The organism is Pseudomonas sp. NMI542_15, assembly GCF_021283425.1.
Classification (GTDB): Bacteria; Pseudomonadota; Gammaproteobacteria; order Pseudomonadales; family Pseudomonadaceae; genus Aquipseudomonas; species Aquipseudomonas fortuita.
Window position 1 is genome coordinate 1 of the sequence record NZ_JAJSRO010000027.1, and the last position, 17,787, is coordinate 17,787.

Annotated in this window: 19 protein-coding genes and 4 pseudogenes; 14 read left to right on the forward strand and 9 right to left on the reverse strand. The window is 60.0% G+C overall.

Going from position 1 to position 17,787, the window contains the following annotated elements:
- Positions 1 to 76: 76 nt before the first annotated feature.
- Complete coding sequence (locus LU684_RS26455) at positions 77 to 316, reverse strand: redoxin domain-containing protein (protein WP_232895216.1); 240 nt, start codon at positions 314 to 316, stop codon at positions 77 to 79.
- Between the two features lie 510 nt (positions 317 to 826).
- Here LU684_RS26455 and LU684_RS26460 point away from each other — a divergent pair.
- Positions 827 to 997: pseudogene (locus LU684_RS26460) on the forward strand (FAD-dependent oxidoreductase); the annotation flags it as partial.
- A 229-nt stretch (positions 998 to 1,226) separates the two neighbouring features.
- Here the strand turns inward: LU684_RS26460 and LU684_RS26465 are convergent.
- Together LU684_RS26465 and LU684_RS26470 are read right to left on the reverse strand one after the other, a co-directional pair.
- Positions 1,227 to 1,739 (reverse strand): GrpB family protein, encoded by a 513-nt coding sequence (locus tag LU684_RS26465; RefSeq protein ID WP_023047155.1) that lies wholly within the window; start codon positions 1,737 to 1,739, stop codon positions 1,227 to 1,229.
- A 62-nt stretch (positions 1,740 to 1,801) separates the two neighbouring features.
- Positions 1,802 to 2,344, reverse strand: coding sequence for an AAA family ATPase (locus LU684_RS26470; protein WP_060518350.1), 543 nt, complete (start codon positions 2,342 to 2,344; stop codon positions 1,802 to 1,804).
- Positions 2,345 to 2,762: 418 nt separating this feature from the next.
- Here LU684_RS26470 and LU684_RS30615 point away from each other — a divergent pair.
- The 5 genes and pseudogenes from LU684_RS30615 to dmeF form a co-directional block, all read left to right on the forward strand.
- Positions 2,763 to 3,023 (forward strand): annotated as a pseudogene (locus LU684_RS30615) (sigma factor); the annotation flags it as partial.
- A gap of 101 nt (positions 3,024 to 3,124) precedes the next feature.
- Positions 3,125 to 4,012, forward strand: a complete 888-nt coding sequence (locus tag LU684_RS26480) for a FecR domain-containing protein (RefSeq protein WP_060518352.1) — start codon at positions 3,125 to 3,127, stop codon at positions 4,010 to 4,012.
- Positions 4,013 to 4,114: 102 nt separating this feature from the next.
- Complete coding sequence (locus LU684_RS26485; RefSeq protein ID WP_232895217.1) at positions 4,115 to 6,550, forward strand: TonB-dependent siderophore receptor; 2,436 nt, start codon at positions 4,115 to 4,117, stop codon at positions 6,548 to 6,550.
- 413 nt (positions 6,551 to 6,963) lie between these two features.
- Positions 6,964 to 7,239, forward strand: a complete 276-nt coding sequence (locus LU684_RS26490) for a metal/formaldehyde-sensitive transcriptional repressor (protein ID WP_031311694.1) — start codon at positions 6,964 to 6,966, stop codon at positions 7,237 to 7,239.
- Between the two features lie 8 nt (positions 7,240 to 7,247).
- Positions 7,248 to 8,177: a CDF family Co(II)/Ni(II) efflux transporter DmeF gene (dmeF, locus tag LU684_RS26495; protein WP_023047161.1), complete on the forward strand. Its 930-nt coding sequence runs from the start codon at positions 7,248 to 7,250 to the stop codon at positions 8,175 to 8,177.
- A 200-nt stretch (positions 8,178 to 8,377) separates the two neighbouring features.
- Here dmeF and LU684_RS26500 read toward each other — a convergent pair.
- A pseudogene (locus LU684_RS26500) lies at positions 8,378 to 8,999 on the reverse strand (tyrosine-type recombinase/integrase).
- A gap of 160 nt (positions 9,000 to 9,159) precedes the next feature.
- On the opposite strand from LU684_RS26500, the gene LU684_RS26505 reads away from it, so the two are divergent.
- On the forward strand, positions 9,160 to 9,468 hold the full coding sequence (locus LU684_RS26505; protein WP_060518356.1) for a chorismate mutase: 309 nt from the start codon (positions 9,160 to 9,162) through the stop codon (positions 9,466 to 9,468).
- 37 nt (positions 9,469 to 9,505) lie between these two features.
- Here LU684_RS26505 and LU684_RS26510 read toward each other — a convergent pair.
- Both LU684_RS26510 and cynR read right to left on the reverse strand, forming a co-directional pair.
- A pseudogene (locus tag LU684_RS26510) lies at positions 9,506 to 9,638 on the reverse strand (LysE family translocator); the annotation flags it as partial.
- Between the two features lie 47 nt (positions 9,639 to 9,685).
- Positions 9,686 to 10,597 (reverse strand): transcriptional regulator CynR, encoded by a 912-nt coding sequence (cynR, locus tag LU684_RS26515; RefSeq protein ID WP_023047164.1) that lies wholly within the window; start codon positions 10,595 to 10,597, stop codon positions 9,686 to 9,688.
- A gap of 112 nt (positions 10,598 to 10,709) precedes the next feature.
- On the opposite strand from cynR, the gene LU684_RS26520 reads away from it, so the two are divergent.
- The 4 genes from LU684_RS26520 (at position 10,710) to LU684_RS26535 (ending at position 13,458) form a co-directional block, all read left to right on the forward strand.
- Positions 10,710 to 11,369, forward strand: coding sequence for a carbonic anhydrase (locus tag LU684_RS26520; RefSeq protein ID WP_060518358.1), 660 nt, complete (start codon positions 10,710 to 10,712; stop codon positions 11,367 to 11,369).
- 26 nt (positions 11,370 to 11,395) lie between these two features.
- Complete coding sequence (gene cynS, locus LU684_RS26525; protein ID WP_023047166.1) at positions 11,396 to 11,866, forward strand: cyanase; 471 nt, start codon at positions 11,396 to 11,398, stop codon at positions 11,864 to 11,866.
- Positions 11,867 to 11,929: 63 nt separating this feature from the next.
- Complete coding sequence (locus LU684_RS26530; RefSeq protein ID WP_102689595.1) at positions 11,930 to 12,187, forward strand: DUF2790 domain-containing protein; 258 nt, start codon at positions 11,930 to 11,932, stop codon at positions 12,185 to 12,187.
- 47 nt (positions 12,188 to 12,234) lie between these two features.
- Positions 12,235 to 13,458 (forward strand): amidohydrolase family protein, encoded by a 1,224-nt coding sequence (locus tag LU684_RS26535; RefSeq protein WP_102689587.1) that lies wholly within the window; start codon positions 12,235 to 12,237, stop codon positions 13,456 to 13,458.
- A gap of 256 nt (positions 13,459 to 13,714) precedes the next feature.
- On the opposite strand, the gene LU684_RS26540 is transcribed toward LU684_RS26535, so the two are convergent.
- The 3 genes from LU684_RS26540 to LU684_RS26550 all read right to left on the reverse strand — a co-directional run bounded on the left by LU684_RS26540 (position 13,715) and on the right by LU684_RS26550 (position 15,598).
- Complete coding sequence (locus tag LU684_RS26540; protein WP_232895218.1) at positions 13,715 to 14,422, reverse strand: anti-sigma factor; 708 nt, start codon at positions 14,420 to 14,422, stop codon at positions 13,715 to 13,717.
- A complete protein-coding gene (locus LU684_RS26545) occupies positions 14,419 to 14,961 on the reverse strand; it encodes a sigma-70 family RNA polymerase sigma factor (RefSeq protein ID WP_031311700.1) in 543 nt (180 codons plus the stop codon). The genes LU684_RS26540 and LU684_RS26545 overlap by 4 nt, the downstream gene beginning before the upstream one ends.
- 109 nt (positions 14,962 to 15,070) lie before the next feature.
- Positions 15,071 to 15,598 (reverse strand): DUF3455 domain-containing protein, encoded by a 528-nt coding sequence (locus tag LU684_RS26550; RefSeq protein ID WP_145914506.1) that lies wholly within the window; start codon positions 15,596 to 15,598, stop codon positions 15,071 to 15,073.
- 216 nt (positions 15,599 to 15,814) lie between these two features.
- Between LU684_RS26550 and LU684_RS26555 the strand changes: the two genes are divergently transcribed.
- The 3 genes from LU684_RS26555 to LU684_RS26565 all read left to right on the forward strand — a co-directional run bounded on the left by LU684_RS26555 (position 15,815) and on the right by LU684_RS26565 (position 17,755).
- Positions 15,815 to 16,216: a GFA family protein gene (locus LU684_RS26555; RefSeq protein WP_082422023.1), complete on the forward strand. Its 402-nt coding sequence runs from the start codon at positions 15,815 to 15,817 to the stop codon at positions 16,214 to 16,216.
- Positions 16,217 to 16,289: 73 nt separating this feature from the next.
- Complete coding sequence (locus tag LU684_RS26560; RefSeq protein WP_019472810.1) at positions 16,290 to 16,817, forward strand: sigma-70 family RNA polymerase sigma factor; 528 nt, start codon at positions 16,290 to 16,292, stop codon at positions 16,815 to 16,817.
- On the forward strand, positions 16,814 to 17,755 hold the full coding sequence (locus LU684_RS26565; protein ID WP_060518366.1) for a FecR domain-containing protein: 942 nt from the start codon (positions 16,814 to 16,816) through the stop codon (positions 17,753 to 17,755). Before LU684_RS26560 ends, LU684_RS26565 begins: the two co-directional genes overlap by 4 nt.
- Positions 17,756 to 17,787 lie beyond the last annotated feature (32 nt).

Below are 17,787 nucleotides of genomic sequence, written 5' to 3' on the forward strand. Positions count from 1 at the left end.
CGGATCATCTGCAACTGCTGGCAACCAATCGGCTCAACATTATCAACTGACTGTTGCACTTGGAACCTGAGGCCGCCTATTCTCTGAATGTGGGTAGCAACTGGTTGTACAAAGTCAGTTGGTCACCACACACCGAAGTCCAGTCAGCGGGATAAAACGCCAATATCACGGGATTTCCCTTTAGCTCACGCAGCGACAACTGTTGATCAGGGGTTGCGTGAAGAGTGAAGTCGGGCGCGACAGTGCCGGCCGGCAGCGGCCCCTGAACCAGGTCGCCATTGGTTTTTTGTGCATCATCGAACTCTAAAGTATTCATTGCTTGAACCTTGATAGATGGGTGGTTGGGACGTGCTCAGTGGGATGCGACGTGCCCGGTGGGATAACTCCATCCACCATCAAGGGGTTCAAAAAAAGACAACGCTGCCTCGATCTCAGCCTGAGCCTGAGTGATTTCGGCAGCGAAACGTTCACGTTCCGCATCAAGGAACACAAGAAGATCCGCCGTGTAATCGCGGAATTGGATTAGGCCAGGTTGGCAGGGGAATGGTCAGATTCGCTCTGGCTCACCAATGACTATAGTCGTTGATGACGCTTACCGTAGTAGCTGAACGATTTTTCGCTACCCTCCAGTGCCAACAACACTCACGCGCTTATCTTGCTGCCATTTCAGGCGGCGTTTTAACACGATGATTTTGGCAGCTATTTCGCCACTTCAGACAAATTTACATCTGCTTTCTAGACGACAACTGCTGCCCCTTACGACAAGCAGAAATCGACCAGAGGCAGACACTGAAACCGCCTTCAGGTCTACAGAGTGAAGGTTGATATGGGAAATGCTCTGGACAAACGAGTCGTTGTCATTAGTGCCGGCATCGTGGGCGCTTCGCTGGCGTAACACCTGGCTGATAAAGGCGCGAATATCACCTTGGTTGAGGCTGAAGGTATCGCGTCGGGAGTGTTTGGAGATTCACTCGCATGGAGCAACATCCTATGCGGATAACGTGACCCCATTGCAGCACTGCGCGGAGCAGCAGTCAAAGATGCGGCTCGCGCAGCGATGGTGCTGTACCTAACGAATAGTCGAGATCGGTCTTCGGGAAGCTGAGCGGCAGACTTTGCGAATATTGTCACTGACCGCTTTTGGCCGTTAGCTGCCCTCCGCCAAGGGCAGCTATGGGTCGAAAGCGGTCGTGCGCGACCGGCAGCTGTCGCCCCCTAGCGGACCATCACCGTCGCCTGTTATCCCCCTCAAGCAACGCCGCGATAATGAACGGCCCCTTCTTTTCCAGATACTCAGCCATACCGCCGGTATTGGTGGCTTCCAGCTCAATCTTTAGGTCTTGATATCGCTGCCGAAGTAAGCTGTCGTTCCTGAGCAGATCTCTGAACGTCAGCATCTGGATGACTGATTGATGGCCACACCTGCAAATGTGGATCTTGTGGGTTCGCACCTCGCCAACATTGCGGCGGTAGAAATGGTGCCCTTGCGACAGGTCACTGCCGCGTACATACCCCAGCGTCAGCAGAACCTCGTCCCGCGCTGCCTCATTGCGATGCTCCGAAACCTCGATCAGCACATCGATTTCAGGCTTGGCTGCAAGTTGCGGGACAGCTGTGCTGCCTACATGGTGCATGGCGACAAGCTCATCGCCGAATGCCAAGGCGAGCAGCAGTTTGTCCGCTTCGTACCGTTGCGGCCATGCGGGGTTGTGGGTCGTGATCTTGCTGGTCAGCGCCATGGGCCATCCTTGGGCAGGTAAGAACGTTCTAATGCGCCGTTTCGGCAGGCGCCCGCCGCCATCTAATGACCTTGCACAACCCCATCAGGCTGCGTGCCCATGCTTGCGAGAAAAATCTCGGTCTCCCGATTGGACCGCAGGCAGACCACGCGACACCCCGACGGCACCGTCGCCACGAATCGCTTCATTGCCTTGCGAGACGAGGTTTTCGTCCGCCACATGAACCTGAAAAACTCCGGCAGGTTGGCCAGCAGTTCCGGGCAGTCATCCGGCAAGTCTGGCCGGGACCGACCGCGGTTCAGCATCGTTCTGAGGAGCACGCGCCAGAATCGAAGCGGCGCCGAGCGATCGATCCATATCACCATGTCAGCGCGGGCCAGGCGGTTGCTCCATGTGGCCGAATGGCCGCCTTCGAAGATCCAGCGCTCACGAGCCTCGACCTCGTGGCATAGACGCGTCTTCTCGTCCCGGCTCCGCTCCACCCAGCCTGGCTGCCAATGAATCGTGTCGATATGCACGACCGGCAAGCCCGTGCGCTCGCCCAGCTTGCGCGCCAGGGTACTTTTCCCAGAACCCGGCTGACCAATGATCATCACCCGTTGCATTGAAGCTCCCTCTCGCCATGCTTGTTGAAATTGGGGCGCGCGATTCTACGGCAATGGGCGATGCGGTCAACTGCACCGCCCTGGTCAGCTGACAGGTTGAATGACGCGCCCTCATCTGCAAGGAAGCGCCGGTCGCCATACGCTTCAGAGCCCCGTCTGCTCTTTCTTGGGGGCAGCCCACTTTGTGGGAGCGGGTTCAGCCGCGAACACCTGCACAGCCGGTGCCATCCACCGCACCGCCTGCTTTGCGGGTAAACCCGCAGCCACAGGTATTGCCAGTCCTCACGCTCACAAACAATAATAAGAGAAATTCCTATTTGAGATAGCCTCCATGTCGGCCGACTCGTCTGTTTCTGCCTCCGTCGGCACGCTCTACGTCGAACACAGCCCTTGGCTGCTCGGCTGGTTGCGCAAGCGTATGGGCAACCACTGCGATGCTGCGGACCTGGTGCAGGATACGTTCCTCAAGGTACTCAAGGCGCGTACCGCCGATGAGATCCGCGCCCCCCGGCACTACCTGTCGAAGGTGGCCAAAGGCTTGATGATCGACCTGTATCGCCGTCGCTCGTTGGAGCAGGCTTACCTCGAAGCACTGGCCGCTTTGCCTGAGACCCACGTGCCCAGCTCCGAAGCCCAGGTGATGGTGTTCGAAACCCTGATCGAGCTCGACCGAATGCTCGCCGGCCTCGGCGCCAAGGTGCGCGAGGTGTTCGTGCTGGCGCAACTCGAGGGCCTGCCCCGCGCCAGGCCGTTCGCGAGGCGGCACGCTGGTATGCGCAGTTGTCCACCCAGTCGGCCAGCACAGAGGAGCAAGCGCGCTGGCAGGGCTGGTACGACAGCGACCCGCTGCACCGTGAGGCGTGGCAGAGGATGCTGGCGGTCAGCGACCGCTTTGCCGGCTTGCCTGGGCGCCTCGCCGCTTCGACCTTGCTCGGCGCAGGGCAGGCCCGCCGCCAGGTATTGTATGGGCTGGCCGTGCTGTTGGGTGGTGGTGTGCTCGGTGGTGTCGGCTGGCGCAGCGAAACCCGGCAGGTCTGGGCCGCCGACTATCGTACGGGTGTCGGTGATCAGCGCACGGTGCAACTCGCCGATGGCAGTCGGATGCTGATGGACACCGACACGGCGGTGGACGCGTTTTTCGATGGCCAGCAACGGCGTTTGCTGTTGCGGCGCGGCCAGGTGCTGATCACCACTGCACGCGATCACGCTGCCCGGCCGTTCATGGTCGACACCCGCGATGGCCGTGTGTTCGCCCTAGGCACGCAGTTTCAGGTCAGTGTCGACGACCACCGCAGCGAAGTGGCCGTGCTGGAGAAAGCTGTCGAGGTTTCTGTCGGCAGGTTTTACGAAATGCGCCTGGTAGCCGGCCAGCGCGCAACGTTCAACGCCCAGGGCATTGGCCCGCTGCGTGCCAATGACGCCAGCGTCGCTGCCTGGGCGCAAGGCAGCGTCGTGGCCATCGACACCCCGCTGGTTGAGCTGTTGGCGGATTTGTCGCGCTACCGGCCCGGCTTGTTGAGCTGCGACCCTGGCGTAGCGCGCATGAAGATCTCCGGCGCGTTCCCGATCGCCGACACCGACCTGGCGCTGACCGCGCTGGAAAGTGCATTCCCGCTCAAGGTGCATCGGCGCACGCGTTACTGGGTGACCGTGTTGCCAGGCAGCTGACCGCCGCACGCGGAAAAAAATGTTCGCCACCTTGCACTTTGCTGGCAGCTCGTTCGGCTTTTCCTCCCACATGTTCAATCGAATGTTCCTGGGGAGGGAAACATGAGCAACACGCGACAGTCGCATCCAGCATTGGCATTGGCCGTACACCTGGCTTTGGGCGCAATGTACATGGCAGGGGGCAATGCCGTTGCCGCATCGGCGGCCCAGGAGCAAACCCGCAGCTACGATATTGCACCGGGTTCGCTGACCGAAACCTTGGGTCAATTCGCCAGCGCCGCGGGCGTTACACTGTCGTTCGACGGTGCCAGTACCGAGGGCCGCCGCTCCGCTGGGCTCAGGGGCAGCTACAGCGTCGCGGGCGGTTTTGCCACGCTGCTTGCTGGTAGCAACCTGCAGGCAGTGCGCCAGGCCAACGGCATCTATTTGCTGGTTGACGGTGGCGATGGCGCGGTGGTGCTGGGGGCCACCAGCATCACCGGGCAGGCTCTTGGCAGTACCACCGAAGGCACTGGTTCATACACCTCCAGCGCCATGCAGAGCGCCACCAAGCTGCCTTTGTCCATACGCGAAACGCCACAGTCGGTAACGGTCATCACCCGGCAACGGATGGACGACCAGGCCATGCGCAGCCTCGATGACGTGGTGCAGGCCACCCCCGGCCTGCGGATGTCGGCAGCACGCCCAGCCAACAGCGAGTATTTCTCGCGTGGCTTTCCCGTCACCAACCTGATGTTCGACGGCTTGCCGACAACCTACAACGCCGACTGGGTCGCCGCAGCCGATATGGCCCCGAATGACCGGGTCGAAATCGTGCGCGGTGCCACGGGCATGATGCAGGGTGCAGGCAACCCGTCGGCGGCGATCAACATGGTGCGCAAACGGCCCACCCAGCAGTTCCAGGGCAGCGTCACAGGTTCCGCCGGCAGTTGGGACAACTACCGCGGCGAGCTGGACCTCAGTGGCCCGCTCAGTGACAGCGCCAGCGTGCGCGGGCGTTTCGTGGGCGCCTACCACGACAAGGACAGCTACCAGGACTACGCGGGTCGCGAGCGTGGCCTGTTCTATGGCATCACCGAGTTCGACCTGACCGACAGCACCACCCTGAGCCTGGGTGCCTCCAACCAGAACGACAATAACAACATCAACTGGGGTGGCCTGCCGGTCAACCGTGATGGCAGCCACGTCGGTTACTCCCGCTCCACTAACGTTGGTTACGACTGGAGCTATCAGGACATCGACAACACCACGGCTTTCGCCGAGCTCGACCACCGCTTTGGCAACGACTGGCGCCTGCACCTGGCCGCTTCCAAGAGCTGGTCGGACTTTGCCATGCAAGGGGCGGTGTTCGAGCGCACCGGCACGCCGGCTGCAGAAGTTCTCCGCCAGCGGGTGTTCAACCAGCGGCGTGACTATGACCAGTCCACCTACGATGTGTACGCCAGTGGCCCGTTCAAGTTGCTCGAGCGCCAGCATGAGCTGGTGGTCGGTGCCAGCAAGCGTGAAGTCAAGACCAGCGCCCACGGCGGTACCGTGTTCCTGCCGGTCGACGATCTGTTCAGCGTCAACCCAAGTGGTGTGAGCAAGCCTTCTGTGGCCGACATCTACACCCTCAGCGAGCACGTCGAGCAGGAAGGGGTTTATGCCACCACCCGGATCAACCTGGCCGACCCGCTCAAGCTGATCGTTGGCGCGCGTTTGGACTGGTATGACAACCAGTCGGTGTACAGCGAGATCAATGATGGCTACTACACCAATGCCGACTACAAGGTAACCCGTAACGTTACCCGTTACGCCGGCGTGATCTACGACCTCGATGACCATCACTCGGTCTACGCAAGCTACACCGATATCTTCATGCCCCAGTCGGAACTGGCCCGAGATGCCTCGATCATCCGCCCGATCGAAGGCAAGAACTACGAAATAGGTATCAAGGGTGAGTACTTCGACGGCGCGCTCAATGCCAGCGTGGCTGTCTTCCAGATCGATCAGGAAAATCGCGCGGCGGAAACTACCGACCAGGCCGGTTGCACCAACTTTACCTGCTACGAAGCCTCCGGCAAGGTGCGTACCCAGGGTATCGACCTGGAGTTGATGGGGGCATTGACCCCGAACTGGCAGGTGGGCGCTGGCTACACCTACTCGCAGACCCAATACCGCAAGGACGCCGACAAAACCAAAGAGGGCACGAAGTTCGACACCGACCTGCCCGAACACCTGTTCAAGCTCAGCACCACCTACACCTTGCCGGGCGAGTTGCACAAATGGCGTGTCGGCGGCAACGTCTATGCCCAGAGCAGCATCTTCAACAAAGGTTCCAATGCGTTCGGCAATTATCACATCGACCAAGGTGCTTACGCGGTATACGGGTTGATGGTGGGCTACAAGGTTAGCGAGAAGCTCGACACGCGGTTGAACGTGAACAACGTGTTTGACAAGAAGTACTACCAGGGAATCGCCAGCAACAACACCTGGAGCCCGTACGACGTCTATGGTGATCTGCGTAACTTCACTGTCACTGCCCGGTACAGCTTCTGAAATAGACGCGACAATAGATGCACGACTGGCATGCCTGGTTCACGCCTGCCAGTTACAGCGCCCCGAGCAACCTGACGGCGTCGGTGACCTGGAAGTACTGTGCTGGCCTCTGGCTTTCGCAGGGGTGTCACCAGCTTTCAGGCCAGCACTGTACCAGTGGGAGCCGGGCTTGTCGGCGATGGGGCGCGAAGCGGCCCCGATGCAGATGGTGCCCGCTCAGGGTTGAAGTCAGCCGATCGCAGACTGCTATCGACCCGAAGCTGCCCTTTGCGGAGAACAGCTGTCGGTACAAACAGATACCCGTTCCCTCTAGCTCTTATCTGACTTTACCTGCCTGGGGTTTCGGGCAACGACCTTGCATAGGTATAGGGGGTATGCCTATCATAGGCGTAGATAGGTATAGGGGGTATCCCATGGGTCATATCGCAGCAAACAAAGACGATCTTCTCAAGCGCGTAAAACGCATCGCCGGGCAAATCCAAGCCGTTGAACGGGCATTGGAATCAGACCACGATTGCGCCAAAACACTTCACCTTGTTGCCGCTACTCGCGGAGCCATCAATGGCTTGATGGAGGAAATCATCGAGGACCATGCACGGGAGCATGTCGCTAACCCAGCACTCAGCGAAGAAGAGCGTAGCAAGGGTGTCGAAGAGCTACTGGAAGCCATCCGACGCTACTCCAAGTGAACACGTCCATGAACAGCATCAACATCAACCACACACACGACCACATGTTCCTTGGCTCGGCCCACGACGAAAATGCCAAGCGTACGCTTTGGGTTGTGGCCCTGACTGTTGTGATGATGATTGGCGAGATCACCGCCGGCTATCTCACAGGCTCGATGGCGTTGCTCGCCGACGGCTTTCACATGGCAACCCACGCCGGGGCGCTGGGCATCGCCGCAGTCGCTTACGGATACGCAAGACGTCATGCATCCAGCCAGCGCTACAGTTTCGGCACCGGCAAGGTTGGTGACCTGGGCGGGTTCGCTTCGGCACTGATTCTCGGCCTGGTCGCCCTGGGCATCGCAGTTGAGTCTGTCATGCGCCTCTTGCAGCCAACAGATGTTCAGTTCGGTACTGCTACGCTCATCGCAGTTGTCGGCCTGGTCGTCAACCTCGTCAGTGCGCTGTTGCTGGGTCACGGGCACAGTCATGGGCACGATCATGATGATCACGGCCATGCCCATCACGGCCATGACAACAACCTGAAGTCGGCCTACGTCCATGTCATCGCTGACGCACTCACTTCGGTGCTGGCCATAATTGCACTGCTCGCCGGGCGATATCTCGGCTGGGTGTGGCTGGACCCGGCCATGGGCATCGTAGGCGCCATTGTCATCGCACGTTGGGCCTGGAGCTTGATGGGGATTACAGCTGGGGTACTGCTGGACCAGACAGATATGCACGTTGCCGAGGAAATTCGCGAACTGGTTGAGAAGCCGGGAGATGCCTCCATTACGGACCTGCACGTCTGGCGGGTTGGGCCACAAGCCCATGCTGCCATCGTCAGCGTCCTTGGCGACGCCACTGCGAACGCCGACAGCATTCGTGAGCGGCTCAAACCTGTTCACGAAGTCAGTCACCTCACAGTAGAGTTTCGACTATCAGATGGCAGCCGGTAAATCGCCTGACTTACTCTCGCGCAACTAAGATTACTGACAATCGCGGCCTGAAAAATGGCTGCCGTGCAAAGGGCGCATGTAAGCTTGAAGTGGTTAAGAAAGCTCACGGATAGATACTTCCCGGGCCGGACGTGACCGTCCGTGAGCGGCAGATATGGGTCGAATCGCGACGGTCATTCCTCGACCGTCGCTGGACGCTGTCAGACCTCCGTCTGCTCTGCCATCTCCAATGCGTCATCGACTTCAATGCCCAGGTATCGCACCGTGCTTTCAAGCTTTGTATGGCCGAGCAGGAGCTGAACTGCTCTCAGGTTCTTTGTCCTGCAATAGATCAGCGATGCCTTTGTACGTCTCATCGTGTGGGTGCCGTACATAGCAGGATCTAGCCCAATAGACTTTATCCACGCTTTGACGATTCGGGCGTACTGCCGGTTGGAGAGATGCGCTGAGGCGTGTAGCCGGCTTGGGAAAAGACAATCCTCGCTGTGGAGTTGGGCTTGATGTATCCAGGCCTGTAGGGCCAGCCGCGTTTGCTCTGTAATTTCAAACTGTACGGGACGTTGGGTTTTCTGCTGAATCACTATCGCCCGCGATGACACGTGCTCCCCATGAGCAACGTCGCGTACGCGAAGCTTGGTCAGATCGCAGGCTCGTAGCTTGGCTATCGATGGCCAGATCGAAAAGGGCTAAATCACGAGTTTCCTCCGCGATTTGGAGCCTTACCCGAATGGCCCAGATATCTTTCAGTCGGAGCGGAGCTTTCTGCCCGACCAATTTTGCTTTGTTCCAAGGCTGATGGTTGCTGGTCGTAATGGCGTTCATGGCTTGTCCTCCATGTGAGGTAGGACAAGGATGGTCAACCCAATCCAGAGGCGCTAACCGGCCCGTTGCGGACATTCACCAGAGGCTACAATACAGCCCCAAACCACCAGCAACTGCCTGCCCTAACCAAACGTAGGCTCATGAAAAGGAAGTCAGGCAAATGGACGTACGTTGCACCTCTCTGGACGAAGTCCGCCAAGGGATCGATGAAATCGACCGCAACCTTGTTTCGCTTCTCGCCAAACGGGGCCGGCTTGTGACCCAAGCGGCTGCCTTCAAGAAAACCACCGATGATGTGCGTGCGCCTGCTCGGGTCGAGCAAGTGATAAGAAAGGTTCGTGAAATGGCTGCCGAGAATGGTACCTCGGCTGAGGTCGTAGAGCAGGTCTACCGGGCAATGATTTCGGCCTTCATCACTGAAGAACTGGCCACCCATGCGAAGCTGGCCAACGATCCTTCAGTATCTTGATGACAACGCGGGGCTCATTCGAAGCTCCGCCGCTTTCCCCGAGCCAGAGCAGATAGCCGGCAGAGCTTGATCACCGAGAAAGCGGCCACCGCGGTTTGCATCAGAAGGCGCAACCCTAACGAAGCGGCTGCGACGTGGAACAGAATGCCCGCGCCTGACGCCATGCCGGATTATTTTTCAGCATTTTCAAGGGTCGATAGCGGCCAACGGCACCCTTTTACATCCGCTGAACGGAGCGGCCTGGCGACTCAAGTTGCTTGGCCACTTTCATCGCCAATTCGACAAAGGCCCTGGCTGCTGCCGTTTGGTAAACCCCTTTTCGTTGCATCAGAACAGCAGTGCGTTGCAGGCGCTGCGGGTCTAGCTCGATAGCGACCAGCTGCTCGTGAGCCTGGGCGATGGTGGCCGGCAACAAGGTCGAGAGCGTGGTCCTGCTGACCACTTCGATAAGCGCACTGATGGTATTGGCTTCCACTTGTACGTGAGGGCGAATGTTGTGTTGGCGGCAGTAGCTGTCGATCTGCTCACGCGTGGCGAATTCGGCGCTCAAGAGTATCAACGATTCTGAGTTCAACGCCTCCAGGCCAATACTGCCCGTCGTGGCTAGAGGATGATGCTTGCCGACCACCAGCGCGAGGGTTTCGACCAGTAGCGCTTGGGCCTCCAGGTCCAGATGATGGCCGTTGTCGAACGCAATGCCCACATCAACCTCGTCGGCCAACAACAGTTCTTCCATCGCCTCTTGAGCGATCTCACGCACCACCAGCGTGATGTTCGGGTACCGCCCATAGAACGCTTCAACCAGCGGGCCAACGAGGTAGCTGGTGAATGTTGGTGTTACCCCCACCCGAAGTGACCCGCGACTCAGATCGCCGAGGTCATCAATCGCTCGTTTTGCTTCCTGCAGTTCCTGCGCAGCTCGCTTGGCATAACGCAGGTAAACCTCGCCGGCATCCGTCAAGCGCGTGGTCCGGCCAGAGCGATCGAACAACAGTGTGCCAAGACTCTCTTCCAGCTGCCGGACCTGCTGCGACAAGGCCGGCTGAGACACATGCAAGGCCGCTGCGGCGCGCGTGAAACTGCGGTGATTTGCCACTGCGATGAAGTACTGGATGTGCCGGGCAAGCATGAACGCACCTATAAGATTATCTGATGGACTAGATCATAAATCAGACTTTTACCTTATTGAAGGGGCTGCGTAACCTTTGCTTCAACACATCGCGTCATTCAAGGAGTCAACCATGAAAGACATCATCGACGGGTTTCTGAAGTTCCAGAAAGAGGCCTACCCCGAGCGCGTCAAACTGTTCAAGGATTTGGCCAGCCAGCAAAGCCCACGTGCACTGTTCATCTCATGCTCCGACAGCCGCCTGGTGCCCGAGCTGGTCACCCAGCGCGAACCCGGAGACCTGTTCGTCATCCGCAATGCAGGCAACATCGTGCCGTCCTACGGCCCCGAGCCTGGAGGTGTATCGGCCTCGGTCGAATACGCCGTGGCGGCCTTGCAGATTTCTGACATCGTCATCTGCGGCCACTCCGACTGCGGTGCCATGACGGCCATCGCCACCTGCAAATGCCTGGACCACATGCCCGCAGTGGCCGGTTGGCTGCGCTACGCCGACTCGGCCCGCGTGGTAAACGAAGCCCGCAACCATTTCGGCCCGCAGGCCAAGGTCGAAGCCATGGTGCGCGAAAACGTGATCGCCCAGCTTGCCAACATCCAGACCCACCCCTCGGTGCGCCTGGCCCTGGAAGAAGGCCGCGTGACATTGCATGGCTGGATCTACGACATCGAAAGCGGGCTGATCGAGGCCTTCGATGGCAGTACCGGCACCTTCGTATCCCTCGCCCACAACCCCGAAGTACACGCCGTTTCCCATCAACCCAAGCGTGTTGCCTGAACATCTTTCAACCAAGGAGAAACACCATGATCCAATCGCAAATCAACCAGAACGCCCGCCTTGCCCTGAGCGAAGTCATCCTTCTGGCCAAAGCCCGCAAAGACCTGTCGTTCTCCCAGATCACCGAGGGTACCGGCTTGTCCGAAGCGTTCGTCACCGCTGCACTGTTGGGCCAGCACCCGCTGCCAGCGAGCGCTGCCCAGGTGGTGGGCGACAAGCTCGGCCTCGACGCGGACGCCATCGCACTGCTGCAGACAGTGCCACTGCGCGGCAGCATTCAAAACGGTATCCCGACCGACCCCACCATCTACCGCTTTTACGAGATGTTGCAAGTGTACGGCACCACCTTGAAGGCGCTTGTTCATGAAAAGTTCGGCGACGGCATCATCAGTGCCATCAATTTCAAGCTGGACATCAAGAAAGTCGAAGACCCCGAGGGTGGCTCGCGCGCGGTAATCACCCTGGATGGCAAATACCTGCCCACCAAACCGTTCTGATTTGGCTGACACATGGGTTCGGCCGCAATTTTGCGGCCGAACCACAACCTGAAGGTGATCAAATTGAAAGCGTTGTTCGCATTGATACTAAGCGGGCTGTGCAACGTGGCCATGGCTGCCGGCGTTGAGCAACAGGTCGACCCGCTGCCGGTTGAACAGTACAGCTATGGCCAGCACCTCGATATCGCTCGCGTCATTTCCATAAGCGAAGTGCCGGATGTTTGCCAGGTAGTGCCTGCTCGCATGACGTACGAAGACTCCCAAGGCAAAGAGCATGTGCTTGAGTACCGCGTGATGGGCAATGGTTGCTCGAATAATTGAGCCCGGCCTTCGTAGCGCAACAGCACTCACTATGAGGACTGAAGTTGATGGACCTGATATTTCGAAGTGTACGCATTGACGATGCCCAGCCACTGGTAGATGTGGCTGTGCGAGCAGGCAAAATCGCCGAGATCGCGCAACACATCGACACCACGGCAGAGCACGAAGTGCAAGGCCACGGCAAAGTGCTGGTTGCCGGGTTTGTCGAAGGCCACCTGCACCTTGAAAAAGCTTACGTCATGCAGCGCAAAGCCAATCGCTCCGGCACCTTGAAGGAAGCGATAGCCGTCACTGCCGAACTGAAGCCCACACTGACCCGTGAAGATATCCGCGAACGTTCGATCCAGGTACTGCGCGCACTGGTGCAGGCCGGTACCACGCACGTGCGTGCCCACGCCGAATTCGACCCCGCCCAGGGCTTCACGGGGCTCGAAGTGGTGCTGGAGTTGCGCGAGCAGTTCCGCGAGGTGATCGACATCCAGGTCGTAGCCTTTCCGCAAGAAGGCATTCTCAAGCTGCCTGGCATGCAGGCCATGATGACCCAGGCAATGGAGATGGGGGCCGATGTAGTGGGCGGCATTCCCTACAACGACGAGTCACCGCTGGAGCACATTGATTTCGTCTTTGATTTGGCCAAGCGCTATGGCAAAGACATCGACTTGCACCAGGATTTCGCCGATGACGCCGAGCACATGACCATTGAATACGTGGCACGTCGAACCATTGCCGAAGGCTACCAGGGGCGGGTCTGCGTGGGGCATCTGACCAGCCTGGCCGCCGTCTCGCCTGCGCGACAGGCGCAGGTCATTGCGTTGCTACGCGAGGCCGACATCAGCGTGATGTGCCTGCCTGCCACCGACCTGCACCTGGGAGCCCGGGGTGACAGTCACAATGTAAGGCGCACCCTGACACCTGTACGTGCGCTGCGCGACGGCGGTGTGACGGTTTGCCTGGCCACCAACAACATCCGGAACGCCTTCACCCCGTATGGCACAGGCGACCTGCTGCACATTGCACAAATGGCCATTCCCGCGTGCCACTTGGGCGGCGCGGATGATCAAGCCACCGTGTTGTCGATGCTCACGACAAACCCTGCCAAAGCCTTGGGCTTGAAACACTACGGTTTGGCGGTGGGCAATGATGCCGACCTGGTGATGATGGATTGCCGTGCTGTGGCCGATGTCATTCTCGACCTGCCGACACGGCTTATGGTGCTCAAGCGCGGCAGGGTGGTGGCAACGGCTGAGCATCGTCGGTCAGTCGCATTTTGAGGCCATCGGGGAGATTCCTATCGCAGCCTCACCCTGCGTCTCCCAGGCCATTACGCGAAGCCTTTTCTATCCATCTCCGATACTGGCGAGTACGCACGGCCATGGAGAGCTGTTGCAGGATCAGCGCGCCCGCTGATCTTCGCCAGTTCACCTATCCTCGTAGCCCACCTGGAAAATGCTAGCGACCTTGAGTTGACTTTAAACCTGGAATCATCGGTCGGCCAAGCCACTGCGTATCACCTGTGCCCTGTCTGGCTTATATTACCTTCACCGCGCGGCCAATGAACTTCACTGGGCCCGTTGGTGCACCCGTGGGTGAGCCCCCCGCCTTCTCAAGGGTCAGCTCGAACAACTGGTTGGGTTCAAGCTCAGGCAAACGCCTCAACGGCACGCGGTACTGCTCGCCAGGTTTGACCAGCCCCAACGAAACAGGTGCGCGCCACTGCTCGCCCTTGGTCCAGAACTGCAAGGTCATGCCTTCGGGCACATCGTCCAGGCCAAGCGGGATCAGTTCGATCATGCTCGCATCGTTGGCTTGCACGACCCACCCCGGGGCCTGGCCCGACGGCGCTACCAGCACCACCATGTAGGTGGTCACAGGTGGCGCCTTGGTCAATAGCGCAAAGGCCAGCAGCAAGCTCGCCGCAAGCCCCGCAGCGCTCAGCCCCTGCCACAGTCCAAGTCGCTGCCAACCGGCAGGCCGTTGGCGCCTGGGCGGGTTGGCCTGCGCCAGGCTTCGCTCGATTCTGCCCCACAGGCGGCGGCTTGGCGTGACGGGCTCAACCCGCGTAGCCAGTTCGAGCAGGCGGGCCTCCCATGCGTCCACTGCGGCACGTACGGCCGGCTCCGACGCCAACCGCACCTGCATGGCAGCACGCTGTTCGCCGCTCAAGGTGCCCAGTACGTACTCGGCTGCAAGGTCGTCCAGCTGCTCGGCGCTGTCATCACCAGGGGTCGGCTTCATGTCATGCACTCTCGCAGGGCCTTCAGGCTTCGCTTGATCCATGCCTTCACAGTGCCCAGCGGCGCCCCCAGCAGGGTTGCGATTTCGGCATTGCTGCAACCGTCCACATACGCGTGCAGGATGCAGCGCCGGGGAGCGGGTTGCAGTCGCTCAAGGCAGCGATAGATTTTCGCCGAGCCTGACCACAGTTGCAGGTCGTCCAATTCCGGGCTTGCAGTTGCGATCATGCCAGGCTCGTCCAGCTCGGTTTCCCAGCGGCTGTCTCGCACGCAGTTCAGCGCCAGGTGACGGGTGATGCTGTAGACCCAGCCCCGGGCAGACCCGCGCGATGGGTCATAGCTGGCTGCATGTGTCCAGATACGGACAAAGGCATCGTGAACGATATCCTCCGCGCTCGCCTGGTCGCGGGCAATGCGCCGCGCCACACCCAGTAAACGGCCCCCCTCCTGCTCATAGAGCGCCTGCAAGGCGTGGCGGTCTCCTTGAGCACAAGCAGCAAGACAGCCCTCGAAATCAAAGGGAAGCACAGGCGAATTCAAAATGGGGTCGTTCCTTCGTCATGAAACCTGGACGGTGCCCTGGCTTACCAGCTTGGGGCACCTCCAGCAGCGTAGATGATCAATCGCTGGTGTGCTGCTCAAGCCCTGATCATTTGGCTGACCAGAACACGTAGTCCGCCTGGTACTTGACGACCTGCTGCGCCCCTTTGCTCTGCGCTGTGCAGTCCATCGAAGGCGCTACTCCCCCGCGCGTCGCCAGCCGCTGGATATAACTGACCCCTTGCATTGCACCCTTGCCCTCGGCAGGGTTGGCCTTGACCAGTTGATACGGAATGTCCCCTTTGGCGGCCGGGGCTACGGCAAGCTGGGTACCGGTCACTTTCGAACCGTCCTTGGCCTGCCAGGTGGCCGGAGGACCAAAATAGTCACCCACAGGCTTGCCGCTACGATCGTTCAGGACCGCCTTGGGGCCAACGAAAACCCACTCCATCTGGCCTGGCGCACTGGCCTTGTCGCGGCATTCGTAGGTGATCTCACCGACACCGACGGTTTCCAGCATGATGGCGTGGCCGTCGGGAACCTTGATTGCGTCCGGGACGCCTGACTGGGCATGGGCGGCGCCAGATGCAAGTACGAGGCAGGCAGCGAGCAGGGAGAAAGCGGGCTTGATGATCATGGGGCGAACTCCGTAAGGGTCTGGGGTCAGGCAATCATCGACTGCCTGATAAGAACTACCCATCGGGTGCCGTTCTGGATGCACCGGCTGAAAAATAATTTTGCATGCTCGTTATCGATACCGTGCGGACACCGAAGCAGGTGTGCAGGCGTGCCACGGTCGACTGATCCCGCCGGGGCGGTTACGCTGGCGTTTTCCACCTGCACGGAAGCGCCAGTGAAAGAGGCATACCAAGGAAGCTGCTTGTGCGCAGCGGTCAGTTACCTGCTGCTTACCCCGCCAAAAGCTGTGAGCCACTGCCATTGCAGCCAATGCCGCAAAGGGCACGGGGCAGCATTCGCTTCATACGGCAGTGTTCCGCGCAGCATGCTGCGCATCCTTCGTGGCGCCACCAGTATCAAGACCTATGCGTCTTCGCCGAGGGTGATGCGGGAATTTTGCGTAGAGTGCGGCTCGACCTTGTTCTGGTCACGCTCCGAAGGTGAGTTTGCCGACTGGGTTTCGATAGCCCTGGGCACGCTTGATACGCCATTCCTGCCCAAGAAGCAGCAACACCTGCACGTTGATTCTGCTGCCCCTTGGTACGGGCCCTGCAGCTCAGCTCCTCAAAATCACTGACATTGCAAAGCATCCTGACAGCCCTATAATTGCGATCAATTCTTATCCGCACTTTATAATCAGGAAGATCCAGGTGCCCTACCCGCAGCCGCCCGCATCAGCCCGGCATGATGAGATGCATGCCCTGTACCGCGACCACAGCCAATGGCTGCAAGGCTGGATTCGCCGGCGCCTGGGTAATGCAGACCGGGCGGCCGATATTACCCAGGACACCTTTCTGCGTCTGATCAGCAGCGCGCTACGCCAGCCGTTGGCAGAGCCTCGCAGCTTTCTGGCCACCGTAGCGCGGCGGGTGATGATCGACCAGCTGCGCCGACGCAACCTTGAGCAAGCCTACTTGGAGTTCCTCGGCAGCCAGCCGGTACTCGAAGAGTGCTCGCCCGAGCAGCGCCTGCTGATGCTGGAAACCTTGATGCAATTGAACGCCATGCTCGACGGGCTGGGCCAGAAAGTGCGCGATACCTTCCTGTACGTGCAACTGGATGGCCTGACCTACCCAGAGGTCGCACAGCGCCTCGGTGTGTCTGTCAGTTCGGTGACGAAGTACATGGCCAAGGCCACCGAACGTTGCCTGCTGTTCGCTTTCGATGCGCAACTGTGAGCCCCTCCGACCAGCGCCAGGCCCTGCGCGAAGCGGCACACTGGCATGCGCGCTTTCTCGCCGCACCTGACTGCCCGCAAAACCGGGCACAGTGGCAAGCCTGGCTCGAGCAGTCACCCTTGCACGGTTGGGCCTGGGGGCGCCTGGAGCAGTTGCAGGCAGGCCTGGCCGGCGTGCATGGCCCGCTGGCAAGGCACACCCTTGCCGCAGGCCAGATCGGGACGGGACGGCGTACGGTGCTCAAGACGCTGGTGCTGGGTATGGGGCTGGCTGGGGTAGCCTGGACGGGCTACCGCAACGCCCCTGTCTGGTTGGCCGATGTGCGTACGGCGACCGGCGAACGCCGCAGCCTGACCCTGCAGGACGGCACGCGGCTGACGCTCAATACCGCCTCTGTCGTCGATATCCGCTATAGCACAGAGCAACGCCTGATCGTCCTGGTCGAGGGAGAAATCGCCATACGCACTGCCAGCGACCCGCGTCCGCTGCGCGTGCGCACGGTGCATGGCGAGATGCGTGCCCTGGGCACTGATTTCACCGTGCGCCTGCGTGCCGACTGCACCGAGCTGTCCGTTATCGAACACGCCGTTGCGGTGCGCAACGCTGCGAGCGCCCGCGAGGTGCGGGTTGACGCAGGGATGGCCCTGGCCTTCGACAACGGCCCGCTGCCCGAGCCACGCCCAGCCGACCTGGCTCGCACCGCGTGGCGCGAGGGGCAGCTGGTGCTCGACGGCTGGCCGCTGCGCCGCGCCTTGGCCGAACTGCAGCGCTACCGCCCCGGCGTGCTGAGTTGCAGTGACGACGTGGCCGGGCTGCGCCTGGCTGGGGTGTATCCACTGGACGACACCGACCGCGCCCTGGTGGCGATCGCCGAGGCGCTACAACTGAAGATCAGCACCTGGACGCGCTACTGGGTCAGGCTGATGCCTGCCACGTAATGGCGTCGGGTGAAAATATTATCAGCCGCATT